This window comes from Streptomyces sp. NPDC050759, assembly GCF_044456945.1.
GTDB lineage: Bacteria > Actinomycetota > Actinomycetes > Streptomycetales > Streptomycetaceae > Streptomyces.
The window spans coordinates 218,428-239,530 of the sequence record NZ_JBITGI010000012.1 but is presented as its reverse complement, the minus strand read 5'-3'; the positions used below and the strand labels follow the sequence as shown (position 1 = coordinate 239,530).

21 protein-coding genes are annotated in these 21,103 nt (G+C 69.6%); 12 read left to right on the top strand and 9 right to left on the bottom strand.

The window, feature by feature from the left end; all coding sequences use genetic code 11:
* Nucleotides 1-23 precede the first annotated feature (23 nt).
* Genes pgl through tkt form a run of 5 tightly spaced genes read right to left on the bottom strand, consistent with a single transcriptional unit; the run spans nt 24 to nt 6,754 of the window.
* Nucleotides 24-806: a 6-phosphogluconolactonase gene (pgl, locus tag ACIBJB_RS31600; protein WP_069763046.1), complete on the bottom strand. Its 783-nt coding sequence runs from the start codon at nt 804-806 to the stop codon at nt 24-26.
* Nucleotides 803-1,990 carry a glucose-6-phosphate dehydrogenase assembly protein OpcA gene (opcA, locus tag ACIBJB_RS31595; protein ID WP_398935565.1) on the bottom strand — a complete coding sequence of 396 codons (1,188 nt, stop codon included), beginning with the start codon at nt 1,988-1,990 and terminating at the stop codon, nt 803-805. The genes pgl and opcA overlap by 4 nt, the downstream gene beginning before the upstream one ends.
* The gene (zwf, locus tag ACIBJB_RS31590; RefSeq protein WP_398935563.1) at nt 1,987-3,510 is read right to left on the bottom strand and encodes a glucose-6-phosphate dehydrogenase; all 1,524 of its coding nucleotides are present in this window, start codon (nt 3,508-3,510) and stop codon (nt 1,987-1,989) included. The genes opcA and zwf overlap by 4 nt, the downstream gene beginning before the upstream one ends.
* Before the next feature lie 4 nt (nt 3,511-3,514).
* Entirely contained in the window at nt 3,515-4,633 is a 1,119-nt protein-coding gene (gene tal, locus ACIBJB_RS31585; protein ID WP_398935561.1) for a transaldolase, read from the bottom strand.
* Between the two features lie 33 nt (nt 4,634-4,666).
* Nucleotides 4,667-6,754, bottom strand: coding sequence for a transketolase (tkt, locus tag ACIBJB_RS31580; RefSeq protein WP_398935559.1), 2,088 nt, complete (start codon nt 6,752-6,754; stop codon nt 4,667-4,669).
* A 354-nt stretch (nt 6,755-7,108) separates the two neighbouring features.
* On the opposite strand from tkt, the gene ACIBJB_RS31575 reads away from it, so the two are divergent.
* The 4 genes from ACIBJB_RS31575 (at nt 7,109) to ACIBJB_RS31560 (ending at nt 10,510) form a co-directional block, all read left to right on the top strand.
* Nucleotides 7,109-8,062: a heme o synthase gene (locus ACIBJB_RS31575; RefSeq protein ID WP_398935557.1), complete on the top strand. Its 954-nt coding sequence runs from the start codon at nt 7,109-7,111 to the stop codon at nt 8,060-8,062.
* A 44-nt stretch (nt 8,063-8,106) separates the two neighbouring features.
* Nucleotides 8,107-8,439, top strand: a complete 333-nt coding sequence (locus tag ACIBJB_RS31570) for a hypothetical protein (protein WP_398935555.1) — start codon at nt 8,107-8,109, stop codon at nt 8,437-8,439.
* 228 nt (nt 8,440-8,667) lie between these two features.
* Nucleotides 8,668-9,774 carry an amidohydrolase family protein gene (locus tag ACIBJB_RS31565; protein WP_398935553.1) on the top strand — a complete coding sequence of 369 codons (1,107 nt, stop codon included), beginning with the start codon at nt 8,668-8,670 and terminating at the stop codon, nt 9,772-9,774.
* A gap of 19 nt (nt 9,775-9,793) precedes the next feature.
* Entirely contained in the window at nt 9,794-10,510 is a 717-nt protein-coding gene (locus ACIBJB_RS31560; protein WP_398935551.1) for a nucleotidyltransferase domain-containing protein, read from the top strand.
* Here the strand turns inward: ACIBJB_RS31560 and ACIBJB_RS31555 are convergent.
* The 4 genes from ACIBJB_RS31555 to ACIBJB_RS31540 form a co-directional block, all read right to left on the bottom strand.
* A complete protein-coding gene (locus ACIBJB_RS31555; RefSeq protein WP_398935550.1) occupies nt 10,465-11,487 on the bottom strand; it encodes a heme A synthase in 1,023 nt (340 codons plus the stop codon). The genes ACIBJB_RS31560 and ACIBJB_RS31555 overlap by 46 nt on opposite strands.
* 38 nt (nt 11,488-11,525) lie before the next feature.
* Nucleotides 11,526-12,296: an ABC transporter permease gene (locus ACIBJB_RS31550; RefSeq protein WP_398935548.1), complete on the bottom strand. Its 771-nt coding sequence runs from the start codon at nt 12,294-12,296 to the stop codon at nt 11,526-11,528.
* A 180-nt stretch (nt 12,297-12,476) separates the two neighbouring features.
* A complete protein-coding gene (locus ACIBJB_RS31545; protein WP_398935546.1) occupies nt 12,477-13,400 on the bottom strand; it encodes an ABC transporter ATP-binding protein in 924 nt (307 codons plus the stop codon).
* 10 nt (nt 13,401-13,410) lie between these two features.
* Nucleotides 13,411-14,268 carry an aminoglycoside N(3)-acetyltransferase gene (locus ACIBJB_RS31540; RefSeq protein WP_398935544.1) on the bottom strand — a complete coding sequence of 286 codons (858 nt, stop codon included), beginning with the start codon at nt 14,266-14,268 and terminating at the stop codon, nt 13,411-13,413.
* Between the two features lie 160 nt (nt 14,269-14,428).
* Here ACIBJB_RS31540 and ACIBJB_RS31535 point away from each other — a divergent pair, with 160 nt between their 5' ends.
* From ACIBJB_RS31535 to ACIBJB_RS31500, 8 genes are all read left to right on the top strand, one after another.
* Nucleotides 14,429-15,172, top strand: a complete 744-nt coding sequence (locus ACIBJB_RS31535) for a helix-turn-helix transcriptional regulator (protein WP_398935542.1) — start codon at nt 14,429-14,431, stop codon at nt 15,170-15,172.
* Nucleotides 15,169-16,590, top strand: a complete 1,422-nt coding sequence (gene sufB, locus ACIBJB_RS31530; RefSeq protein ID WP_398935540.1) for a Fe-S cluster assembly protein SufB — start codon at nt 15,169-15,171, stop codon at nt 16,588-16,590. Before ACIBJB_RS31535 ends, sufB begins: the two co-directional genes overlap by 4 nt.
* A gap of 59 nt (nt 16,591-16,649) precedes the next feature.
* Nucleotides 16,650-17,831 (top strand): Fe-S cluster assembly protein SufD, encoded by a 1,182-nt coding sequence (gene sufD / locus ACIBJB_RS31525; RefSeq protein WP_398935538.1) that lies wholly within the window; start codon nt 16,650-16,652, stop codon nt 17,829-17,831.
* Nucleotides 17,831-18,160: a non-heme iron oxygenase ferredoxin subunit gene (locus ACIBJB_RS31520; RefSeq protein ID WP_383865099.1), complete on the top strand. Its 330-nt coding sequence runs from the start codon at nt 17,831-17,833 to the stop codon at nt 18,158-18,160. The genes sufD and ACIBJB_RS31520 overlap by 1 nt, the downstream gene beginning before the upstream one ends.
* A 7-nt stretch (nt 18,161-18,167) precedes the next feature.
* Nucleotides 18,168-18,932, top strand: coding sequence for a Fe-S cluster assembly ATPase SufC (gene sufC / locus ACIBJB_RS31515; RefSeq protein ID WP_398935536.1), 765 nt, complete (start codon nt 18,168-18,170; stop codon nt 18,930-18,932).
* Nucleotides 18,929-20,203 carry a cysteine desulfurase gene (locus tag ACIBJB_RS31510; protein ID WP_398935534.1) on the top strand — a complete coding sequence of 425 codons (1,275 nt, stop codon included), beginning with the start codon at nt 18,929-18,931 and terminating at the stop codon, nt 20,201-20,203. Before sufC ends, ACIBJB_RS31510 begins: the two co-directional genes overlap by 4 nt.
* Nucleotides 20,204-20,302: 99 nt before the next feature.
* Entirely contained in the window at nt 20,303-20,773 is a 471-nt protein-coding gene (sufU, locus tag ACIBJB_RS31505; RefSeq protein WP_398935532.1) for a Fe-S cluster assembly sulfur transfer protein SufU, read from the top strand.
* Complete coding sequence (locus tag ACIBJB_RS31500) at nt 20,770-21,102, top strand: metal-sulfur cluster assembly factor (protein ID WP_028809645.1); 333 nt, start codon at nt 20,770-20,772, stop codon at nt 21,100-21,102. The genes sufU and ACIBJB_RS31500 overlap by 4 nt, the downstream gene beginning before the upstream one ends.
* Nucleotide 21,103: the final 1 nt, after the last annotated feature.

The following is a 21,103-nucleotide window of genomic DNA, read 5'->3' as shown; positions in this document are numbered from 1 at the left end:
AACCGCCTTTGCGGAGGCGGGTGTTACGACGAAGCAGGCGGATACAGCGACCTCGGCAGCTGGGAGGCCGCCGCCGAGTCCAGCAGCCACAGGGTGCGGGCCCGGCCACGGGCCCCGGCCGCCGGCGCCTGGATCTCGCCCGCGCCGGACAGGGCGATCGCCGCGGCCTGGGCCTTGTCCTCACCGGCCGCCAGGAGCCAGACCTCACGGGCCGCGCGGATGGCGGGCAGCGTGAGGGTGACCCGGGTCGGCGGTGGCTTCGGGGCGCCGTGGACGCCGACGACCGTGCGCTCGGTCTCCCGTACCGCGGGGAGCTCCGGGAACAGGGACGCCACGTGGGTGTCGGGGCCCACGCCCAGCATCAGGACGTCGAAGGTCGGGACCGCGCCATGGTTCTCGGGACCGGCCGCCCGGGCCAGCTCCTCGGCGTAGGCCGCCGCCGCGGCCTCGACGTCGTGCCCGTGCGGACCGTCCGACGCGGGCATGGCATGCACACGCTTCGGGTCCAGCGGTACGGCGTCCAGCAGGGCCTCGCGGGCCTGCGTGACGTTGCGCTCCGGGTCGCCCTCGGGCAGGAAGCGTTCGTCGCCCCACCACAGGTCCAGACGGCTCCAGTCGACGGCGTCCCGGGCGGGCGCCGCGGCCAGCGCGGCGAGCAGGCCGTTGCCGTTGCGGCCGCCCGTGAGGACCACCGACGCCGAGCCCCGGGAGGCCTGCGCGTCCACGATCTTCGTGATCAGACGGGCCGCGGCGGCCTGGGCCATCAGCTCCTTGTCGTGGTGCACGACCAGCTGCGGGGTGCTCACTTCGCCGCCTTCCCGGACAGCCCCGAAGGGACCGGCTTCAGCGATGCCGACGGCGCCGCTTCCGGCCCGGAAGCTTTCGCAGCGCCCTCGACAGGGGCTTTGACGGCGACTTCCGCGGAGGCTCCGGCTGCGACCGGCTCCGCGGAGACGGAATCTCCGGAGCCGGGTTCGCCGGCGACGGAGCCGGGTTCTCCTTTGGTGCCGGAACCTCTGGCGCCGGACCCTTTGGCGCTGGGCCCGGGTTCCGGAAAGGGCGCCGACGGGTTCAGCCGCTCCACCCCGAACCGCAGTGCGGAGGCGTACGTGTCGTCCGGGTCCAGCCGGCGCAGCTCCTCCGCGATCAGCTCGGCGGTGTCCCGGCGCTTGAGCGCCACCGCACGGTTCGGCTGCCCCTGGATGGAGAGCGTGGCGAGCGAGCCGTCGGCACGGTCCAGGACGATCGGGCCGCTGTCCGTCTGCATGCGGACCGCCGTGAGGCCAGGACCGTTCGACAGTGACCGCTTCACCGGCACGTCCAGGCGGTCCGCCAGCCACATCGCCAGCAGCTCGCAGCTCGGGTTGAACTCCTCGCCCTCCACCTCGACGGCGTCCACCTTGCAGGTGACCTGGTCGAGCGCGGCGGCCAGCATCGAGCGCCAGGGCGTGATCCGGGTCCAGGAGAGGTCGGTGTCGCCCGGCTTGTAGGTGTCGGCGCGCGCCGTCAGCTCGCGCACCGGCTGCTCGGAGGAGTAGGTGTCGGTGACCCGTCGCTGCGCGAGCGCGCCGAGCGGGTCCCCGGCCGGGTCGAGCGGCGCGTCCACCGGCCACCACACGACGACCGGCGCGTCCGGCAGCAGCAGCGGGAGCACGACCGACTGGGCGTGGTCGACGACCTCGCCGTACAGCCGCAGCACCACCGTCTCGCCGGTGCCGGCGTCGGCGCCCACCCGGACCTCGGCGTCGAGGCGGGACTGGGTGCGGTCACGAGGACTCCGCGACACCCGCTTGATGACCACCAGCGTCCGCGAGGGGTGCTCGCGGGACGCGTCGTTGGCGGCCTTGAGGGCGTCGTAGGCGTTCTCCTCGTCCGTGACGATGACCAGCGTGAGGACCATGCCGACGGCCGGTGTGCCGATGGCCCGGCGGCCCTTGACCAGCGCCTTGTTGATCTTGCTGGCGGTGGTGTCCGTGAGGTCTGTCTTCATGGCCGGCGCCAGCTCCGTCCCTCTCGTGCGAGCATGTCGTCCGCCTCGACCGGGCCCCAGGTACCGGAGGGGTACTGGGCCGGCTTGCCGTGCGTGTCCCAGTACTCCTCGATCGGGTCGAGGATCTTCCAGGACAGCTCGACCTCCTCCGTGCGGGGGAAGAGGTTCGAGTCGCCGAGCAGGACGTCGAGGATCAGGCGCTCGTACGCCTCGGGAGAGGACTCCGTGAACGACTCGCCGTAGGCGAAGTCCATGGACACGTCCCGGATCTCCATCGAGGTGCCCGGCACCTTGGAGCCGAAGCGGACGGTGACGCCCTCGTCGGGCTGGACGCGGATGACGATCGCGTTGGAGCCGAGCTCCTCGGTGGCCGTCGTGTCGAAGGGGGAGTGCGGCGCGCGCTGGAAGACCACCGCGATCTCGGTGACCCGGCGGCCCAGCCGCTTGCCGGTGCGCAGGTAGAAGGGGACGCCCGCCCAGCGGCGGTTGTCGATCTCCACCTTGATGGCCGCGTACGTGTCGGTCTTGGACTGGGGGTCGATACCGTCCTCTTCGAGGTAGCCGACCGCCTTCGCGCCGCCCTGCCAGCCCGCCGCGTACTGACCGCGCACGGTGTTGCGGCCCAGGTCCTTCGGCAGCTTCACCGCGCCGAGCACCTTGGTCTTCTCGGCGGCCAGCGCGTCCGCGTCGAAGGAGGCCGGCTCCTCCATGGCGGTGAGGGCCATGAGCTGGAGCAGGTGGTTCTGGATGACGTCACGGGCGGCGCCGATGCCGTCGTAGTAGCCGGCCCGGCCGCCGATGCCGATGTCCTCGGCCATCGTGATCTGCACGTGGTCCACGAAGGACCGGTTCCAGATCGGCTCGAACATCGTGTTGGCGAAGCGCAGCGCCAGGATGTTCTGGACGGTCTCCTTGCCCAGGTAGTGGTCGATGCGGAAGACCTGGTCCGGGGCGAAGACCTCCTCGACGGTCGCGTTGAGCTCCTCGGCCGACTTGAGATTGTGGCCGAAGGGCTTCTCGATGACCGCGCGCCGCCAGGAGCCGCTCGACTGGTCGGCCAGCCGGTGCTTCTTCAGCTGCTGGATAACCACGGGGAAGGCCGACGGCGGCACGGACAGGTAGAAGGCGAAGTTGCCGCCGGTGCCCTGTGCCTTGTCGAGTTCGTCGATGGTGTCGCGCAGCCGCTCGAACGAGTCGTCGTCGTCGAAAGTGCCCTGGACGAAGCGCATCCCCTGGATGAGCTGCTGCCAGACCTCCTCGCGGAACGGCGTCCTGGCGTGCTCCTTGACGGCGTCGTGGACGACTTCCGCGAAGTCCTCGTTCTCCCAGTCCCGCCGGGCGAAGCCGACCAGCGAGAAGCCCGGTGGCAGCAGACCCCGGTTCGCGAGGTCGTACACGGCGGGCATGAGCTTCTTTCGTGACAAATCGCCCGTGACGCCGAAGATGACCAGGCCCGACGGCCCCGCGATACGCGGGAGCCGTCGGTCGGCGGGGTCACGCAGCGGGTTGCTGCTCGACAAGAGTTCAGCCCTCCGATGGGGCGAGGCGCTGAAGCTCCGCCTCGGTCGACTTGAGCAGGTCGTTCCAGGACGCCTCGAACTTCTCGACGCCCTCGTCCTCCAGGAGCTGCACCACCTCGTCGTACGAGATCCCGAGCTTCTCGACGGCGTCGAGTTCCGCACGGGCCTGCTCGTACGTACCGGCGACCGCGTTGCCGCGGATCTGGCCGTGGTCCTCGGTGGCGAACAGGGTCGCCTCCGGCATGGTGTTCACCGTGTTCGGCGCCACCAGCTCGTCGACGTACAGCGTGTCCTTGTAGGCCTTGTCCTTGACGCCGGTCGAGGCCCACAGCGGACGCTGCTTGTTCGCGCCGGCGTTCTCCAGCTTCGACCAGCGCTCGCCCGAGAAGACCTCCTCGTACGCCTGGTAGGCGAGGCGCGCGTTGGCGACGCCGGCCTTGCCGCGGGCGGCCTTGGCCTCGTCGGTGCCGAGCGCGTCGATGCGCTTGTCGATCTCGGTGTCCACGCGGGACACGAAGAAGGACGCCACGGAGTGGATCTTCGACAGGTCGAGACCCCGCTCCTTGGCCTTCTCCAGGCCGGCCAAGTAGGCCTCCATGACCTCGCGGTAGCGCTCCAGCGAGAAGATCAGCGTGACGTTGACGCTGATCCCGAGGCCGATGACGTCGGTGATGGCCGGGATGCCGGCGCGCGTGGCCGGGATCTTGATGAGGGTGTTGGGGCGGTCGACCAGCCAGGCGAGCTGCTTGGCCTCGGCGACGGTCGCCTTCTCGTTGTGCGCCAGGCGCGGGTCGACCTCGATCGACACGCGACCGTCCTGGCCGCCCGTGGCGTCGAAGACCGGGCGCAGGATGTCGGCCGCGTCCCGGACGTCCGCCGTGGTGATCATGCGGATGGCCTCTTCGACCGTGACCTTGCGGGCGGCGAGGTCGGACAGCTGCTGGTCGTAGCCGTCGCCCTCGGAGATCGCCTTCTGGAAGATCGACGGGTTGGTGGTGACGCCCACGACGTGCTGCTGGTCGATCAGCTCGGCGAGGTTGCCGGACGTGATCCGCTTGCGCGACAGGTCGTCCAGCCAGATCGCCACGCCTTCCTCGGAGAGGCGCTTGAGTGCGTCTGTCATGGAATTACATCTCCTACGTGTCGTATGTGAGCGTCAGCGCTGGGCGGCGGCGAGAGATTCCCGTGCCTTCGCGGCCACGTTCTCGCCAGTGAAGCCGAACTCCTGGAAGAGGACCTTGCCGTCCGCGGAAGCACCGAAGTGCTCCAGGGAAACGATGCGACCGGCGTCCCCGACGTACTTGTGCCAGGTAAGGCCGATACCCGCCTCGACCGCGACACGGGCCCTCACGGCCGGGGGCAGGACGCTGTCCCGGTACCCCTGGTCCTGCTCCTCGAACCACTCCACGGACGGCATGGACACGACGCGCGTCGGCACCCCGTCGGCCTCCAGCTGCTCGCGTGCCTCGACGGCCACGTGCACCTCGGAACCGGTGGCGATGAGGATGACCTCGGGAGTCCCGGTGGAGGCCTCGAACAGGACGTAACCGCCCTTGACGGCGTCCTCGTTGGGCTCGTACGTCGGCACGCCCTGACGGGTCAGCGCCAGACCGTGCGGGGCACCCTTGCCGAACTCCTTGGTCCAGCGCTTGAGGATCTCGCGCCAGGCGATCGCGGTCTCGTTGGCGTCGGCCGGGCGGACCACGTTCAGACCGGGGATCGCCCGCAGCGCGGCGATGTGCTCGACCGGCTGGTGCGTGGGGCCGTCCTCGCCGAGGCCGATGGAGTCGTGCGTCCACACGTACGTCACCGGCAGGTGCATCAACGCCGAGAGCCGGACGGCGTTGCGCATGTAGTCGGAGAAGACGAGGAACGTACCGCCGTAGATACGGGTGTTGCCGTGCAGCGCGATGCCGTTCATCTCCGCGGCCATGGAGTGCTCGCGGATACCGAAGTGGATTGTGCGGCCGTACGGGTCCGCCTCCGGCAGCGGGTTGTCCGCAGGGAGGAACGAACTGTTCTTGTCGATCGTGGTGTTGTTCGAGCCCGCGAGGTCGGCGGAGCCGCCCCACAGCTCGGGGATGACCGCGCCGAGGGCCTGCAGGACCTTGCCGGACGCGGCACGCGTGGCGACACCCTTGCTGGGCTCGAAGACCGGAATCGAGGACTCCCAGTCCTTGGGCAGCTCACCCGCGGCGATGCGGTCGAACTCGGCCGCGCGCTCGGCGTTGTTGTTGCGCCACTCCTGGAAGGACTTCTCCCACTCGGCCTTCGCCTGACGGCCGCGCTCCAGCGCCTGGCGGGTGTGGTTGATGACCTCGTCCGCGACCTCGAAGGACTGCTCCGGGTCGAAGCCCAGCACCCGCTTGGTCGCCGCGACCTCGTCGTCGCCGAGCGCCGAGCCGTGCGCGGCCTCGGTGTTCTGTGCGTTCGGGGCGGGCCAGGCGATGATCGAGCGCATCGCGATGAAGGACGGCTTGTCCGTCACCTGCTTCGCGGCCTCGATGGCGTTGTAGATGGCGTGCGGGTCGATGTCACCGTCCGGCTTGGGGGCCACGCGCTGGACATGCCAGCCGTAGGCCTCGTAGCGCTTGACGGTGTCCTCGGAGACGGCCGTCTCGGTGTCGCCCTCGATCGAGATGTGGTTGTCGTCCCACAGCAGGATCAGGTTGCCGAGCTTCTGGTGGCCGGCCATCGAGGACGCCTCGGCGGAGATGCCCTCCTGGAGGCAGCCGTCACCGGCGACGGCGAAGACGAAGTGGTCGAAGGGGGAGGTGCCCTCGGGGGCCTCCGGGTCGAACAGACCGCGCTCGTAGCGGGCGGCCATCGCCATGCCGACGGCGTTGGCGACACCCTGGCCGAGCGGACCGGTGGTCGTCTCGACGCCCTTGGTGTGGCCGTACTCCGGGTGGCCGGGGGTCTTCGAGCCCCAGGTGCGGAACGCCTTCAGGTCGTCCAGCTCCAGGCCGAAACCGGCCAGGTACAGCTGGGTGTAGAGGGTCAGGGACGAGTGGCCGGCGGACAGCACGAAGCGGTCGCGTCCAACCCAGTCGGGGTCGGCCGGGTCGTGCCGCATCACCTTCTGGAAGAGGGTGTAGGCGGCGGGCGCCAGGCTCATCGCCGTACCGGGATGGCCGTTGCCGACCTTCTGTACGGCGTCGGCGGCCAGGACGCGGGCGGTGTCGACGGCCCGCTGGTCCAACTCGGTCCACTCGAGGTCTGTGGTGGTCGGCTTGGTGCTCACCCTGGGTCAGGGCTCCTCTCCACATGTCACGCATGTCGAAATGCCGGTGCACGGGACGCCCGGCCGTTGTCGAGCCTACCCCCGTAAGTACGTGCGTTTTTTCGAGTCATTCCAGACTGCCGGGCCGGGCGGACATCCGCCTCCCGACTGGCCCGTACCGCATTCGGCAACTGAATACGCAGCCGCTCGTAAGAGTGCTCAACCGAGTGCGCCCGAGCTCTTCCGGGGGCGTCCTCGGACACGACCCGACCCCCGCGAATGCCCGGGTATGGGCAACGTCTACAGTGGCGTGGTACGCGCGAGCCTTTACCGGGACTTCACACGGGTGGGGCTTGCTGGGATGTCTCTGTAGGGGTGTGCGTGACGGCCGTCGAATCCCGTCCAGCCGGAGTGCTGGGGGAGAGCAAGAGCTCGAGTCACCGGCCGTTCGGGGCCCGTGTCAAGGCATTCGTGGCGCTGACCAAGCCCCGGATCATCGAGCTGCTGCTCATCACCACCGTTCCGGTGATGTTCCTGGCGCAGCAGGGTGTGCCGGACCTGAAGCTGGTCCTGCTCACCTGCGTCGGCGGCTACCTCTCGGCGGGCGGCGCCAACGCGCTCAACATGTACATCGACCGCGACATCGACGCGCTCATGGACCGCACCTCGCAGCGTCCACTGGTGACCGGCATGGTGTCGCCGCGCGAGTGTCTGGCCTTCGGCATCACGCTCGCGGTCGTCTCGACGCTCCTGTTCGGCCTCGCCGTCAACTGGCTGAGCGCCTGGCTCTCCCTCGGAGCGCTCCTCTTCTACGTCGTCGTCTACACGATGATCCTCAAGCGCCGTACCTCGCAGAACATCGTGTGGGGCGGCATCGCCGGCTGCCTTCCGGTCCTCATCGGCTGGTCGTCCGTCACGAACTCCATGGCCTGGGCGCCGGTCATCCTCTTCCTGGTCATGTTCTTCTGGACGCCGCCGCACTACTGGCCGCTGTCCATGAAAGTGCGTGAGGACTACGCGCGCGTGGGCGTGCCGATGCTGCCGGTGGTCGCCTCCAACAAGGTGGTCGCCCGGCAGATCGTCCTCTACAGCTGGGTGATGGTCGGGGTGTCGCTGCTGCTTCAGCCGCTCGGCTACACCGGCTGGTTCTACACGGTGGTCGCGCTGCTCGCGGGCGGCTTCTGGCTGTGGGAGGCGCACGGGCTGCAGAACCGCGCCAGGGCCGAGGTGACGGGCGCGAAGCTCAAGGAGATGCGGCTGTTCCACTGGTCGATCACCTATGTGTCGATCCTCTTCCTCGCGGTGGCGGTCGACCCCTTCCTGAGGTAAGGGTCACGTCGCCGTTCCCTCTACCCGTCGGTAGCATCCTGGTCATGGCAGACACGCAGCAGGTTGACGCGAAGGCCGAGCGCAAGGTCGCCCGGCTCGCCAAGCAGATCAGCGCCTTCTCCAAGGAGCACGGTGGCGCCGAGGGCCAGCTGGCCTACGTCGGCGAGCGCGGCACCCGGATCGTCCTCGTCGGCGAGGACGGCGGCTGGGGCGACCTGATGGCCCCCACGTACGAGATCGCCGAGAAGGCCGTCGAGAAGTCCGGCATCACCGTGCACGAGGAGTTCGACGGCGAGTTCGCCGCGAAGGTGAGGACGGGGCCGTACGAGTGGACCCGGATGGCGGGCATCCAGGTCGGCGGCCCGAGCAACGGCTGATCAGTCGTCCCCCGAAGCGGGGCTGCATCGACGTGCGACTCCGCCGCGTGGGTGCGATCAGCCACGACGGGCCCGCAGTCGCGCGAGAGGCCGGCGCCCTCCCTCACGGCCGGCGAAACGGCTCAACCCGCGGAGCGCTTCGCACGGGGTGTGTGACAGCAACACCTGATGCCCGGTTCACCCGTTAGGACCTGTAGCAAGCGCACAGTCCTGCCACGGGGAGCCCGGATGATCGAAACGCCGTCCCTCGTGGACCAGTACTGCCACGGCGTACTGAGGACGGAGCTGGGTCTCGGCACCTTCGAGGCCCAGCTGGCCCGCACCGAGGGCCCGCCCGCCCCGGGGACCACGCTGTTCGACACCCAGACGGGCTTCGCCGTACGACGATGGTGCCCGCCCCTGCTCGGCCTGGAACCGCACTGTCCGCCCGCCCGCTATCTGGCCCGGCGCCGGGAACTCGGCGTACTGGAAGCGGGCCGCAGACTGCTCCGCGGCAGCGGCATCACCACCTATCTGGTCGACACCGGGCTGCCCGGCGACCTCACGGGACCCACCGAGCTGGCCTCCGCCGCGGCCGCCGAGGCCCGCGAGATCGTGCGCCTGGAGCTCCTCGCCGAACAGGTCGCCGACACCTCCGGCACCGTCGAGTCCTTCCTCGCCAACCTCGCCGAGTCGGTGCACGGAGCCGCCGCGAGCGCGGTCGCCTTCACCTCGGTGGCGGGGGTACGGCACGGTCTGGCGCTCGCGCCCGAGCCGCCGGGGCCGGGAGAGGTGCGGGGCGCGGCGGGCCGATGGCTGGCGGGCCGCCGGGTGGGCGGCGAGCTGTCCGACCCCGTGCTCCTACGGCACCTGCTGTGGATCGCGGCCGCCTCGGGCCTGCCCCTCCAACTGCATGCCGGGCTCGGCGAACCGGGTCTGCGCATCGACCGCACGGACCCCGTCCTGCTCACCGACTTCGTCCGGGCCACCGCGGGTCTTGGCACCGACCTCGTCCTGCTGCACAGCTACCCCTACCACCGGCACGCCGCCCATCTCGCCGGCGTCTTCCCGCATGTCTACGCCGACTCCGGAGCCGCCCTCGTGCGCACCGGCGCCCGCGCGGCGACCGTCCTCGCGGAGATCCTGGAACTGGCTCCCTTCGGCAAGATCGTCTTCTCCAGCGGGGCCCACAGCCTGCCCGAACTGCATGTCGTGGGCGCCCGGCTGTTCCGGGAGGCGCTGGCCCGGGTGCTCGGTGGCTGGGTCACGGAGGGGGCCTGGTCGCTGGCGGACGCGCAGCGGGTGGCGGCACTCATCGCGGCGGGGAACGCGCGCAGGGTGTACGGGCTGGAGTGAGCTGTACAGGATGGGGCCCATGCAGACCGACGTCTTGCTGGACCGCTTCCTCGCCGACCTGGCCCCGCTCGCCCCCGTCGCCGTCTGGGCCCACGGCTCCCTCGCGGGCGGCGACTACCAGGAGGGCCGCAGCGACCTGGACCTGATCGCCGTACTCGACCGGCTGGGGCCGCGGACGGTCTGGCGGCTGGCGAAGCTGCACGCGCGGCTGCGGGCCGAGCCGCTGTCCGGGCAACTGCACTGCACCTACCTGACGCCTGCCGCCGACATGGGCCGCCGCCATCTCACCTGGGCGCACGAGGAGCTGTTCAAGCGGCCGGTCACCCCGGTGACCCGACGCGAACTGCACAGCTTCGGACGGGTGCTGCTGGGGAAACCGCCCCCGGACCTGCTGCCGCCGGTGTCGGACCGCGAACTCACCGACTTCGTCTGCCGTGACCTGCGCGACTTCTGGCGCCCGGCCCTCGGCAACGCCCCGCTGTGGACCCGGGACGTGTGGGTCGACCTGGGGCTGCTGACCTTCGCCCGCGCGAGTGTCACGCTGCGGGAGGGACGACTGGTCAGCAAGCGCGAGGCGCTGGAACTGCTGCCGGGGCTCGGGGCGCCCATGGAGGTCGTCGAGGACATCCGGAGGCGCCGCTACGGCTGGCCCGGACCCCCCGTGGAGAACAGGGCGGCGCTGACCCGCGGCTACCTGGGCCCGGCGATCGACGAACTGGTGGCGGCGTACGACTGAGCCGGGAGCTCGGCCTGCTCGCCCTCGGACCGCTCCCGCAGGGCCAGCAGGACACGCAGGACCGCGATCCACACCAGGGCCGAGCCGAGCATGTGCAGGCCGACCAGGAACTCGGGCAGGTCGGTGAAGTACTGGACGTAGCCGATGACGCCCTGGGAAAGGAGGACCAGGAAGAGGTCGCGGGTGCGGTGCAGGGGACCCTTGGGGGCGTCGACCGCCTTGAGGATGAACCACAGGGCGAAGGTCAGCGACACCACGATCCAGGCCAGGACCGCGTGCACCTTGGCCACCGTCTCCCAGTCCAGCGGCATCCGGTCGACCTCGCTGGAGTCACCGGCGTGCGGTCCGGCGCCGGTCACGACGGTGCCGACGAGGATCAGCAGGGCGGCGGCCGCGACCAGGAACCACACCAGCTGCTGCACCGGCTTGCCGACCAGCGGACGGGGTGCCGTGTCACCCTCGCGGGTGCGCTGCCACATCACCGCGGCGACCGTGATCAGGGCCGTCGTCGCCACGAAGTGGGCCGCGACGGTGTAGGGGTTGAGACCCACGAGGACGACGATGCCGCCGAGGATCGCATTGCTCATCACGATCCAGAACTGTGCCCAGCCCAGGCGGGTCAGGCTGCGCCGGTACGGCTTCTCGGAGCGCGCGGCGATGATCGCCCAACCGACGGCGGCGCACAGCACATAGGTGAGCATCCGGTTGCCGAACTCGATGGCGCCGTGGATGCCCATCGCGCGGGTCGCGGTCAGCGAGTCGTCCGTGCACGTGGGCCAGGTCGGGCACCCCAGCCCCGACCCGGTCAGCCGCACCGCCCCGCCGGTGACCACGATGACCACCGCCATGACGAGCGCGGCGAGAGCCGCCCGCTGAACCGTCCGGGAAGTCGGGGTCCAGCGTGCGGCGATGAAGGCGAGCGGGTTGCGGACGGCCGCTACGGCGTCGGCGCGGGTCAGGTTCGGCACGCGTTCCATCGTAGGGGGCCGCTTGTGCACGCGTTCACGAGGGCCCCCTACTCCCAGCGGAAGAAGCGTCCGGCCAGGGCCAGACCCGCCACGGCCCACACCGCCAGGATCCCCAGGTCGCCCCACGGCATCCCGGCCCCGTGCTGCAGCACGTCCCGCAGGCCGTCCGACAGGGCCGTGATCGGCAGCAGACCCAGTACGTCCTGCGCGCCCGAAGGGAACTTGGACAGGGGGACCATCACTCCGCCGCCCACAAGCAGCAGGAGGAAGACCAGGTTCGCCGCGGCCAGGGTCGCCTCCGCCTTCAGGGTGCCGGCCATCAGGAGGCCGAGGCCTGAGAAGGCCGCCGTGCCGAGGATCAGGAGCAGCAGGACGGCGAAGGGGTTGCCGTGCGGGGACCAGCCCAGCGTGAAGGCGATCACCGTCAGGAGGATCACCTGGAGGATCTCCGTCACCAGGACGGATGCCGTTTTCGCCGTCATCAGGCCCCAGCGGGGGAGCGGGGAGGAGGCCAGACGCTTCAGGACGCCGTATCGGCGTTCGAAGCCGGTCGCGATCGCCTGGCCCGTGAACGCCGTCGACATGACCGCGAGGGCCAGGACGCCGGGGGTGAGGAAATCCACCGCCTTGCCCTCGTCCGTGTCGATGATGTCCACCGAGCTGAACAGGACCAGAACCAGGGTCGGGATCACCACCGTCAGCAGGAGCTGTTCGCCGTTGCGCAGGAGCATCTTCGTCTCCAGGACCGCCTGGGTCGCGATCATGCGTCCCAGCCGTGCCGCGCCCGGCTTCGGGGTGTACATACCGGTGGCCGTCACGCGCGCAGCTCCTTGCCCGTGAGTTCAAGGCTGTGTCTTCCCGGGGGGCGACCCCCGGACTCCCGGCAGGTCCTTGTGTGGGCCGGGATCATGAGCGCAACTCCTTGCCCGTGAGCTCCAGGCTGTGTCTTCCCGGGGGGCGACCCCCGGACCCCCGGCAGGTCCTTGTGCGGGCCGAGATCATGAGCGCAACTCCTTGCCCGTGAGCTCCAGAAACACGTCTTCCAGGGTGTGCCGTTCCACCGAGATCTTCTCCGGCATCACGCCGTGCTGGGCGCACCAGGACGTCACCGTCGCCAGCAGTTGCGGGTTGACCTTGCCCACGACCCGGTAGGAGCCGGGGGTCAGTTCGGCCGCCGAGCAGTCCGCCGGGAGGGCCTTGAGCAGGGAGCCCACGTCGAGCCCGGGGCGGCCCATGAAGCGCAGGGTGTTCTCGGCGCCGCCCCGGCACAGCTCCTCCGGGGAGCCCTGGGCGATGACCCGGCCGCCGTCGATGATCGCGACGTCGTCGGCGAGCTGTTCGGCCTCGTCCATGTAGTGCGTGGTGAGGATCACCGAGACGCCGTCCGCGCGCAGGTCGCGGACCAGGTCCCAGGTCGAGCGGCGGGCCTGCGGGTCCAGGCCGGCGGTCGGTTCGTCCAGGAACACCAGTTCCGGGCGGCCCACGACGGCCATGGCGAGCGCCAGCCGCTGCTGCTGGCCGCCGGACAGGCGCCGGTACGTCGTCCGGCCGCAGCTGCCGAGGCCCAGGCGCTCGATCAGCGTGTCCACGTCGAGCGGGTGTGCGTGGAGCCTGGCCACGTGCCGCAGCATCTCGTCGGCCCGGGCGCCCGAGTACACGCCCCCGGACTGCAGCATCACGCCGATCCTCGGGTGCAGCTCACGGGCCTGTCGCACCGGGTCGAGGCCCAGGACCCGGACCGTGCCGGAGTCCGGCCGGCGGTATCCCTCGCAGGTCTCGACGGTGGTCGTCTTGCCCGCGCCGTTGGGCCCGAGTACGGCGGTCACGCCCGCCCGGGCCACCAGGTCGAGGCCGTCCACGGCGGTCTTCGTGCCGTACCGCTTCACCAGGGCGTGGACCTGGACCACGGGCTCACTTCGCATGGGCCCGAGTCTAGGTTCGCCGCCCGCGCCGCAGACGGGCGGGTGCAGGATCTCCACCCAGCGCATTGCCGGGAACGTCCTCCCGTGAGCGATGCAGCGCCAGCCACCGCTCCGCGTACCGCACGGCGTCCGCCACCGGGAACAGCCGTGCGTCGGCCGCGCCCACCTTTCCCCGTACGACGACGGCCCGGTCGCGCTCGAAGTCGTGGCCCAGTTCGTCGAAGCGGTCGGAGGTGATCGAGACCTCCGTCACCACCTCCCACCCGTCCGGTCCCGGGCGACCGACCCGCACGAGCGGGGTCGGGACGCGGTACTCGGCGAGATGGAAACTCGTACAGGTGTCGTAGCCCGCGCCGAGGAGCAGCACGCGCGCGTGCAGGGCCTCGAGGCGGGCCAGCGGGCTCTGCTCGCCGAGGCGGCAGTCGGGGGCGTGGCCGTCCAGGACCGCATGCGCGCCGGGGCCTATCGCCGCGAAGGAGGTCTGCGGGTGTGCGCTGCGCCGGGCGCCGGGCCAGGTGCGCACCGTCTCCGGGATCACGCCGACCCCGCGCGAGGGCGTGACGAGGGGGTCGTAGGCGGGCATGGTCGCCCGGATCGTGTCCCACCACTCCTCGGGCACCGGCGGGTCGCTCCACACCGCCGGGTCGGAGAGGTCGCCGGTCTGGGTGGGGACCACGAGGGTGCCGTCCGGGCCGAGGGCGTCGAGCAGCCCCTGGACCACCGCGACCGGGCCTCCGCAGACCCAGCCGAGGGCGCTCAGGGAGGAGTGCACGAGGAGGATCTCGCCGCTGCGGACGCCCAGCTCGCGCAGCTGCCCCGCGAGGGTGTCGCGGGTGACAAGTGGGCCGGTGGGAGGTGGTTTCGGCATGGTTCCGGAGTGTCCCTGACAGGGCCGCGACATGCCACCGGTTTGATCGATCAAGATCGTTCCCCCAGGTCAGGTTAGGGATGCCTAAGTGATGCAGGGCACCGTCCACCCGGTGGGACGCGGCTTGCCCGGTCCTGAGGAATTACGCAACAATGGCGTTGTGAAAAACGTCGGCGAGGCTCGGGAGACCCCCACGGGGGCCCCTCAGGAGGAGCTCGCGACCGGTGAGCGGTCCACCCGCAACCGCGTCGCGCGATCCATCCTGGACCACGGCCCGTCGACCGTCGCCGAGCTGGCCGGTCGACTGGGCCTGACCCACGCGGCCGTCCGACGTCATCTGGACGCCCTGGCGGCCGACGAGGTCGTGGAGGCGCGGGAGCAGCGGGTGTACGGCGCGCGGACGCGTGGCCGCCCCGCCAAGGTCTTCGCGCTCACCGACTGCGGCCGGGACGCCTTCGACCAGTCGTACGACAAGCTCGCCGCGGACGCCCTGAGCTGGATCCAGGAGCGGTTCGGCGGGGACGAGGCGGTCGTGGCCTTCGCGCGTGCCAGGATCGCCGCGCAGGCCGAGGAGTACCGCAAGGCCGTCGAGTCCGCCGCCCCCGAGGAGCGCACCGAAGCCCTGGCCAAGGCCTTGAGCGCGGACGGGTACGCTGCTACGGCGCGGAGCGCACCGGTCGGCGAGCAGCTCTGCCAGCACCACTGCCCGGTGGCCCATGTCGCGGAGAAGTTCCCCCAGCTCTGTGAGGCGGAGACCGAGATCTTCTCCCAGCTGCTCGGAACGCACGTCCAGCGACTGGCGACCATCGCGCACGGCGACGGCGTCTGCACGACGTTCATCCCCAAGATTTCCCACATGTCTGATCACGCATCTGCAAGCACGGCCGGGAGGAACCCCGCATGACTCTCCCCACGGAGACTGCCCACCCCGAGCTCGAGGGCCTGGGCACGTACGAATACGGCTGGGCCGACTCCGACACGGCCGGCGCTTCCGCGCGGCGCGGAATCAACGAGGACGTCGTCCGCGACATCTCCGCGAAGAAGAACGAGCCGGAGTGGATGACCAAGCTCCGCCTCAAGGGCCTGCGCCTGTTCGCCAAGAAGCCCATGCCGAACTGGGGCTCCGACCTCTCCGGCATCGACTTCGACAACATCAAGTACTTCGTGCGTTCCACGGAGAAGCAGGCGGAGTCCTGGGAGGACCTGCCCGAGGACATCAAGAACACGTACGACAAGCTCGGCATCCCCGAGGCGGAGAAGCAGCGCCTCGTCGCCGGTGTCGCGGCCCAGTACGAGTCCGAGGTCGTCTACCACCAGATCCGCGAGGACCTGGAGGAGCAGGGCGTCATCTTCCTGGACACCGACACGGCGCTGAAGGAGCACCCGGAGCTCTTCAAGGAGTACTTCGGGACCGTCATCCCCGTCGGTGACAACAAGTTCGCGTCGCTGAACACCGCGGTGTGGTCCGGCGGCTCCTTCATCTACGTGCCGAAGGGCGTGCACGTCGAGATCCCGCTCCAGGCCTACTTCCGTATCAACACGGAGAACATGGGCCAGTTCGAGCGGACCCTGATCATCGTCGACGAGGGCGCCTACGTGCACTACGTCGAGGGCTGCACGGCGCCGATCTACAAGTCGGACTCGCTGCACTCCGCGGTCGTCGAGATCATCGTCAAGAAGAACGCCCGCTGCCGTTACACGACCATCCAGAACTGGTCGAACAACGTCTACAACCTGGTCACCAAGCGCGCCGTGGCGTACGAGGGCGCGACCATGGAGTGGATCGACGGCAACATCGGCTCCAAGGTGACGATGAAGTACCCGGCCGTCTACCTGATGGGCGAGCACGCCAAGGGCGAGACGCTCTCCATCGCCTTCGCGGGCGAGGGCCAGCACCAGGACGCCGGCTCCAAGATGGTCCACATGGCGCCGAACACGTCCTCCAACATCGTGTCGAAGTCCGTGGCGCGTGGTGGCGGCCGTACGTCCTACCGCGGTCTCGTGGAGATCGGCGAGGGCGCGCACGGCTCGAAGTCCAACGTGCTGTGCGACGCGCTGCTCGTCGACACCATCTCCCGCTCGGACACGTACCCCTACGTGGACGTCCGTGAGGACGACGTGTCCATGGGCCACGAGGCGACCGTCTCCAAGGTCTCCGAGGACCAGCTCTTCTACCTGATGAGCCGTGGTCTGAGCGAGTTCGAGGCGATGGCCATGATCGTGCGCGGCTTCGTCGAGCCCATCGCGAAGGAACTCCCCATGGAGTACGCGCTCGAACTCAACCGGCTGATCGAGCTGCAGATGGAAGGCGCGGTCGGTTAAGACCCGCCCCCGACAGCAGCAGCAATTTTCTGACGTAGGAAGAGAGCAGACCGACAGCCATGGCTGAGGCTCAGAACATCCCGGTGGGGTCCACCACCGCCGGCCAGATCGCGGTGGCCGCCGAGTCGACCGTCGCCACGCGCATGAGCGCGCCCCCGTCCTTCGACGTGGCGGACTTCCCGGTCCCCCACGGCCGCGAGGAGGAGTGGCGGTTCACGCCGCTGGAGCGACTGCGCGGGCTGCACGACGGCACCGCGGTCGCCACCGGCGACGGCCTGAAGGTCGACATCGACGCCCCCGAGGGTGTCGTGATCGAGACCGTCGGCCGTGACGACGCGCGGATCGGCAAGGCCGGCACCCCGGTGGACCGCATCGCCGCCCAGGCGTACTCGGCGTTCGAGAAGGCCGGCGTGGTCACCGTCCCCAAGGAGACGGTGCTCACCGAGCCGATCCGGATCGCCGTGCACGGCGAGGGCGGCACCGCCTACGCCCACCAGGTGATCGAGCTCGGAGCCTTCGCCGAGGCCGTCGTGGTCCTCGACCACACCGGTGACGCCGTACTCGCCGCCAACGTCGACTATGTCCTCGGGGACGGCGCCAAGCTGACCGTCGTCTCCGTCCAGGACTGGGACGACAAGGCCGTGCACGTGGCCCAGCACAACGCGCTGATCGGCCGGGACGCCACCTTCAAGTCGTTCGTGGTCACCTTCGGCGGCGACCTGGTCCGGCTGCACCCGCGCGTGTCCTACGCCGGCCCCGGTGGCGAGGCCGAACTGTTCGGCCTGTACTTCACCGACGCGGGTCAGCACCAGGAGCACCGCCTGCTGGTCGACCACAACACCCCGCACTGCAAGTCGAACGTCGCCTACAAGGGCGCGCTGCAGGGCGAGGGCGCCCACGCGGTGTGGATCGGTGACGTGCTCATCGAGGCCAAGGCCGAGGGCACGGACACGTACGAGATGAACCGGAACCTGGTTCTGACCGACGGCGCCCGGGTCGACTCCGTGCCGAACCTCGAGATCGAGACCGGCGAGATCGTCGGAGCGGGCCACGCGAGCGCCACCGGCCGCTTCGACGACGAGCAGCTCTTCTATCTGATGGCCCGCGGCATCCCGGCCGACGAGGCCCGGCGCCTTGTCGTCCGCGGCTTCTTCGCCGAGCTGGTCCAGCAGATCGGCGTCGACGACATCGAGGAGCGCCTCCTCGTGAAGATCGACGAGGAGCTGGAGGCGTCGGTCTGATGACTGCCCCGTCGACGTTCGTACGCGCCTGCGGGCTGAGCGAGCTGGAGGAGGACACCCCGAAGCGGGTGGAACTCGACGGCACGCCGGTCTCGGTCGTCCGGACCGAGGGGGAGGTGTTCGCCATCCACGACATCTGCTCCCACGCGAACGTCTCGCTCTCCGAGGGCGAGGTGGAGGACTGTCAGATCGAGTGCTGGCTGCACGGCTCCAGCTTCGACCTCCGCACCGGCAAACCGTCCGGCCTTCCCGCGACGCGCCCCGTCCCCGTATACCCCGTAAAGATCGAAGGGGACGACGTGCTCGTCTCCCTTTCCCAGGAGTCCTGAGGCACCCATGGCAACGCTTGAAATCCGAGACCTGCACGTCACCGTCGAGGCCGACAACGCCACGAAGGAGATCCTCAAGGGCGTCGACCTCACCGTGAAGCAGGGCGAGACGCACGCCATCATGGGCCCCAACGGCTCCGGCAAGTCGACGCTCGCCTACTCGCTCGCGGGTCACCCGAAGTACACCATCACGAGCGGCACCGTCACCCTCGACGGCGAGGACGTCCTGGAGATGTCCGTCGACGAGCGCGCCCGCGCGGGCCTGTTCCTGGCGATGCAGTACCCGGTCGAGGTCCCCGGCGTCTCGGTCTCCAACTTCCTTCGTACGTCCGCCACCGCCATCCGCGGCGAGGCCCCCAAGCTGCGCACCTGGGTGAAGGAGGTCAAGGAGACCATGGAGCGTCTCCACATGGACCCCGCCTTCGCCGAGCGCAACGTCAACGAGGGCTTCTCCGGCGGTGAGAAGAAGCGCCACGAGATCCTCCAGCTGGAGCTGCTGAAGCCGAAGGTCGCGATCCTCGACGAGACGGACTCCGGTCTGGACGTCGACGCGCTGCGGGTCGTCTCCGAGGGCGTCAACCGCGTCCGTGAGACCGGTGAGGTCGGCACCCTGCTGATCACGCACTACACGCGCATCCTGCGCTACATCAAGCCCGACTTCGTCCACGTCTTCTCCGGCGGCCGCATCGTCGAGTCCGGCGGCGCCGAGCTCGCCGACAAGCTGGAGAACGAGGGCTACGAGGCATACACGAAGGGTGGCGTATCCGCGTGACGCAGCTGCCGGGCCTCCTCACCGGGACATCGCAACTACTTGACGAGGCGCTCCGCAAGGACTTCCCGATCCTGGACCGCCAGGTCCACGACGGCAAGAAGCTCGTGTACCTGGACAACGCGGCGACCTCGCAGAAGCCGCGCCAGGTGCTCGACGCCCTGAACGAGTACTACGAGCGCTACAACGCCAACGTCCACCGCGGTGTGCATGTGCTCGCCGAGGAGGCCACGGCGCTGTACGAGGGCGCGCGCGACAAGGTCGCCGCCTTCATCAACGCGCCGAGCCGCGACGAGGTGATCTTCACCAAGAACGCCTCCGAGTCGCTCAACCTCGTGGCGAACATGCTGGGCTGGGCCGACGAGCCCTACCGCGTGGACCACGAGACCGAGATCGTCATCACCGAGATGGAGCACCACTCCAACATCGTGCCGTGGCAGCTGCTCGCGCAGCGCACGGGCGCGAAGCTGAAGTGGTTCGGCCTGACCGACGACGGCCGGCTCGACCTGTCCAACATCGACGAGATCATCACCGAGAAGACGAAGATCGTCTCCTTCGTGCTGGTGTCGAACATCCTGGGCACGGTCAACCCGGTCGAGGCGATAGTCCGCCGCGCGCAGGAGGTCGGTGCCCTGGTCTGCATCGACGCCTCGCAGGCCGCGCCGCACATGCCGCTGGACGTCCAGGCCCTCCAGGCCGACTTCGTGGCCTTCACCGGTCACAAGATGTGCGGCCCGACCGGCATCGGCGTGCTCTGGGGCCGCCAGGAGCTCCTGGAGGACCTGCCGCCGTTCCTGGGCGGCGGCGAGATGATCGAGACCGTGTCGATGCACTCGTCGACGTACGCCCCGGCGCCGCACAAGTTCGAGGCGGGCACGCCTCCGATCGCGCAGGCGGTCGGTTTGGGTGCCGCGATCGACTACCTCTCCTCGATCGGCATGGACAAGATCCTCGCGCACGAGCACGCGCTCACCGAGTACGCGGTGAAGAAGCTCGGCGAGGTGCCGGACCTGCGGATCATCGGCCCGACCACGGCCGAGGACCGGGGCGCGGCGATCTCCTTCACGCTCGGTGACATCCACCCGCACGACGTGGGCCAGGTCCTCGACGAGGAGGGCATCGCGGTACGCGTGGGTCATCACTGCGCACGCCCTGTCTGCCTGCGGTACGGAATTCCTGCGACCACGCGAGCGTCGTTCTATCTGTACTCCACGCCGGCCGAGATCGACGCTCTGGTCGACGGCCTGGAGCACGTACGGAACTTCTTCGGCTGAGGGGCGTGCTGAAACCGTGCTGTGTTATCCCGGGGGACAACCCCCGGACCCCCGGCCGAAAGGCCACGCCACGGACGATGGGATGCGAGGTTTGTCGTCGTGAAGCTGGACTCGATGTACCAGGAAGTCATCCTGGACCACTACAAGCACCCGCACGGGCGTGGTCTGAGGGATGGCGACGCCGAGGTGCACCATGTGAACCCCACGTGCGGTGACGAGATCACCCTCCGTGTGAAGTACGACGGCAAGACGATCGAGGACGTCTCGTACGAGGGCCAGGGCTGCTCGATCAGCCAGGCCTCCGCCTCCGTGCTGAACGACCTCCTCGTCGGCAAGGACCTGGCCGACGCGCAGAAGATCCAGGAGACCTTCCTGGAACTGATGCAGTCGAAGGGCAGGATCGAGCCCGACGACGCGATGGAAGAGGTGCTGGAGGACGCGGTCGCGTTCGCCGGTGTCTCCAAGTACCCGGCCCGGGTCAAGTGCGCCCTCCTCAGCTGGATGGCGTGGAAGGACGCGACGGCCCAGGCGCTGGGCGCCGACGCCGACGCCGAAAGGAAGACCGCATGAGCGAGACCGTTGAGATGAAGCCGGCCTCGGAGGAAGAGGTCCGCGAGGCGCTGTACGACGTCGTCGACCCCGAGCTGGGCATCGACGTCGTCAACCTCGGCCTGATCTACGGCATCCACATCGACGACGCGAACATCGCGACCCTCGACATGACCCTGACCTCGGCGGCCTGTCCGCTGACGGACGTCATCGAGGACCAGGCCAAGTCCGCCACGGACGGCCTCGTGAGCGAACTCCGCATCAACTGGGTGTGGATGCCGCCGTGGGGGCCGGACAAGATCACGGACGACGGCCGGGAGCAGCTTCGGGCGCTCGGCTTCAACGTCTGAG

Bases quoted from the DNA above. Each gene is read 5' to 3' on its own strand.
- ACIBJB_RS31565 (WP_398935553.1), top strand. From the start codon at position 8,668: ATGATCGAAACGCCGTCCCTCGTGGACCAGTACTGCCACGGCGTACTG.
- sufC (WP_398935536.1), top strand. From the start codon at position 18,168: ATGGCAACGCTTGAAATCCGAGACCTGCACGTCACCGTCGAGGCCGAC.
- ACIBJB_RS31500 (WP_028809645.1), top strand. From the start codon at position 20,770: ATGAGCGAGACCGTTGAGATGAAGCCGGCCTCGGAGGAAGAGGTCCGC.
- sufB (WP_398935540.1), top strand. From the start codon at position 15,169: ATGACTCTCCCCACGGAGACTGCCCACCCCGAGCTCGAGGGCCTGGGC.
- opcA (WP_398935565.1), bottom strand. From the start codon at position 1,990: ATGAAGACAGACCTCACGGACACCACCGCCAGCAAGATCAACAAGGCG.
- sufD (WP_398935538.1), top strand. From the start codon at position 16,650: ATGGCTGAGGCTCAGAACATCCCGGTGGGGTCCACCACCGCCGGCCAG.
- ACIBJB_RS31555 (WP_398935550.1), bottom strand. From the start codon at position 11,487: ATGGAACGCGTGCCGAACCTGACCCGCGCCGACGCCGTAGCGGCCGTC.
- ACIBJB_RS31570 (WP_398935555.1), top strand. From the start codon at position 8,107: ATGGCAGACACGCAGCAGGTTGACGCGAAGGCCGAGCGCAAGGTCGCC.
- ACIBJB_RS31540 (WP_398935544.1), bottom strand. From the start codon at position 14,268: ATGCCGAAACCACCTCCCACCGGCCCACTTGTCACCCGCGACACCCTC.
- ACIBJB_RS31560 (WP_398935551.1), top strand. From the start codon at position 9,794: ATGCAGACCGACGTCTTGCTGGACCGCTTCCTCGCCGACCTGGCCCCG.
- ACIBJB_RS31545 (WP_398935546.1), bottom strand. From the start codon at position 13,400: ATGCGAAGTGAGCCCGTGGTCCAGGTCCACGCCCTGGTGAAGCGGTAC.
- ACIBJB_RS31520 (WP_383865099.1), top strand. From the start codon at position 17,831: ATGACTGCCCCGTCGACGTTCGTACGCGCCTGCGGGCTGAGCGAGCTG.
- tal (WP_398935561.1), bottom strand. From the start codon at position 4,633: ATGACAGACGCACTCAAGCGCCTCTCCGAGGAAGGCGTGGCGATCTGG.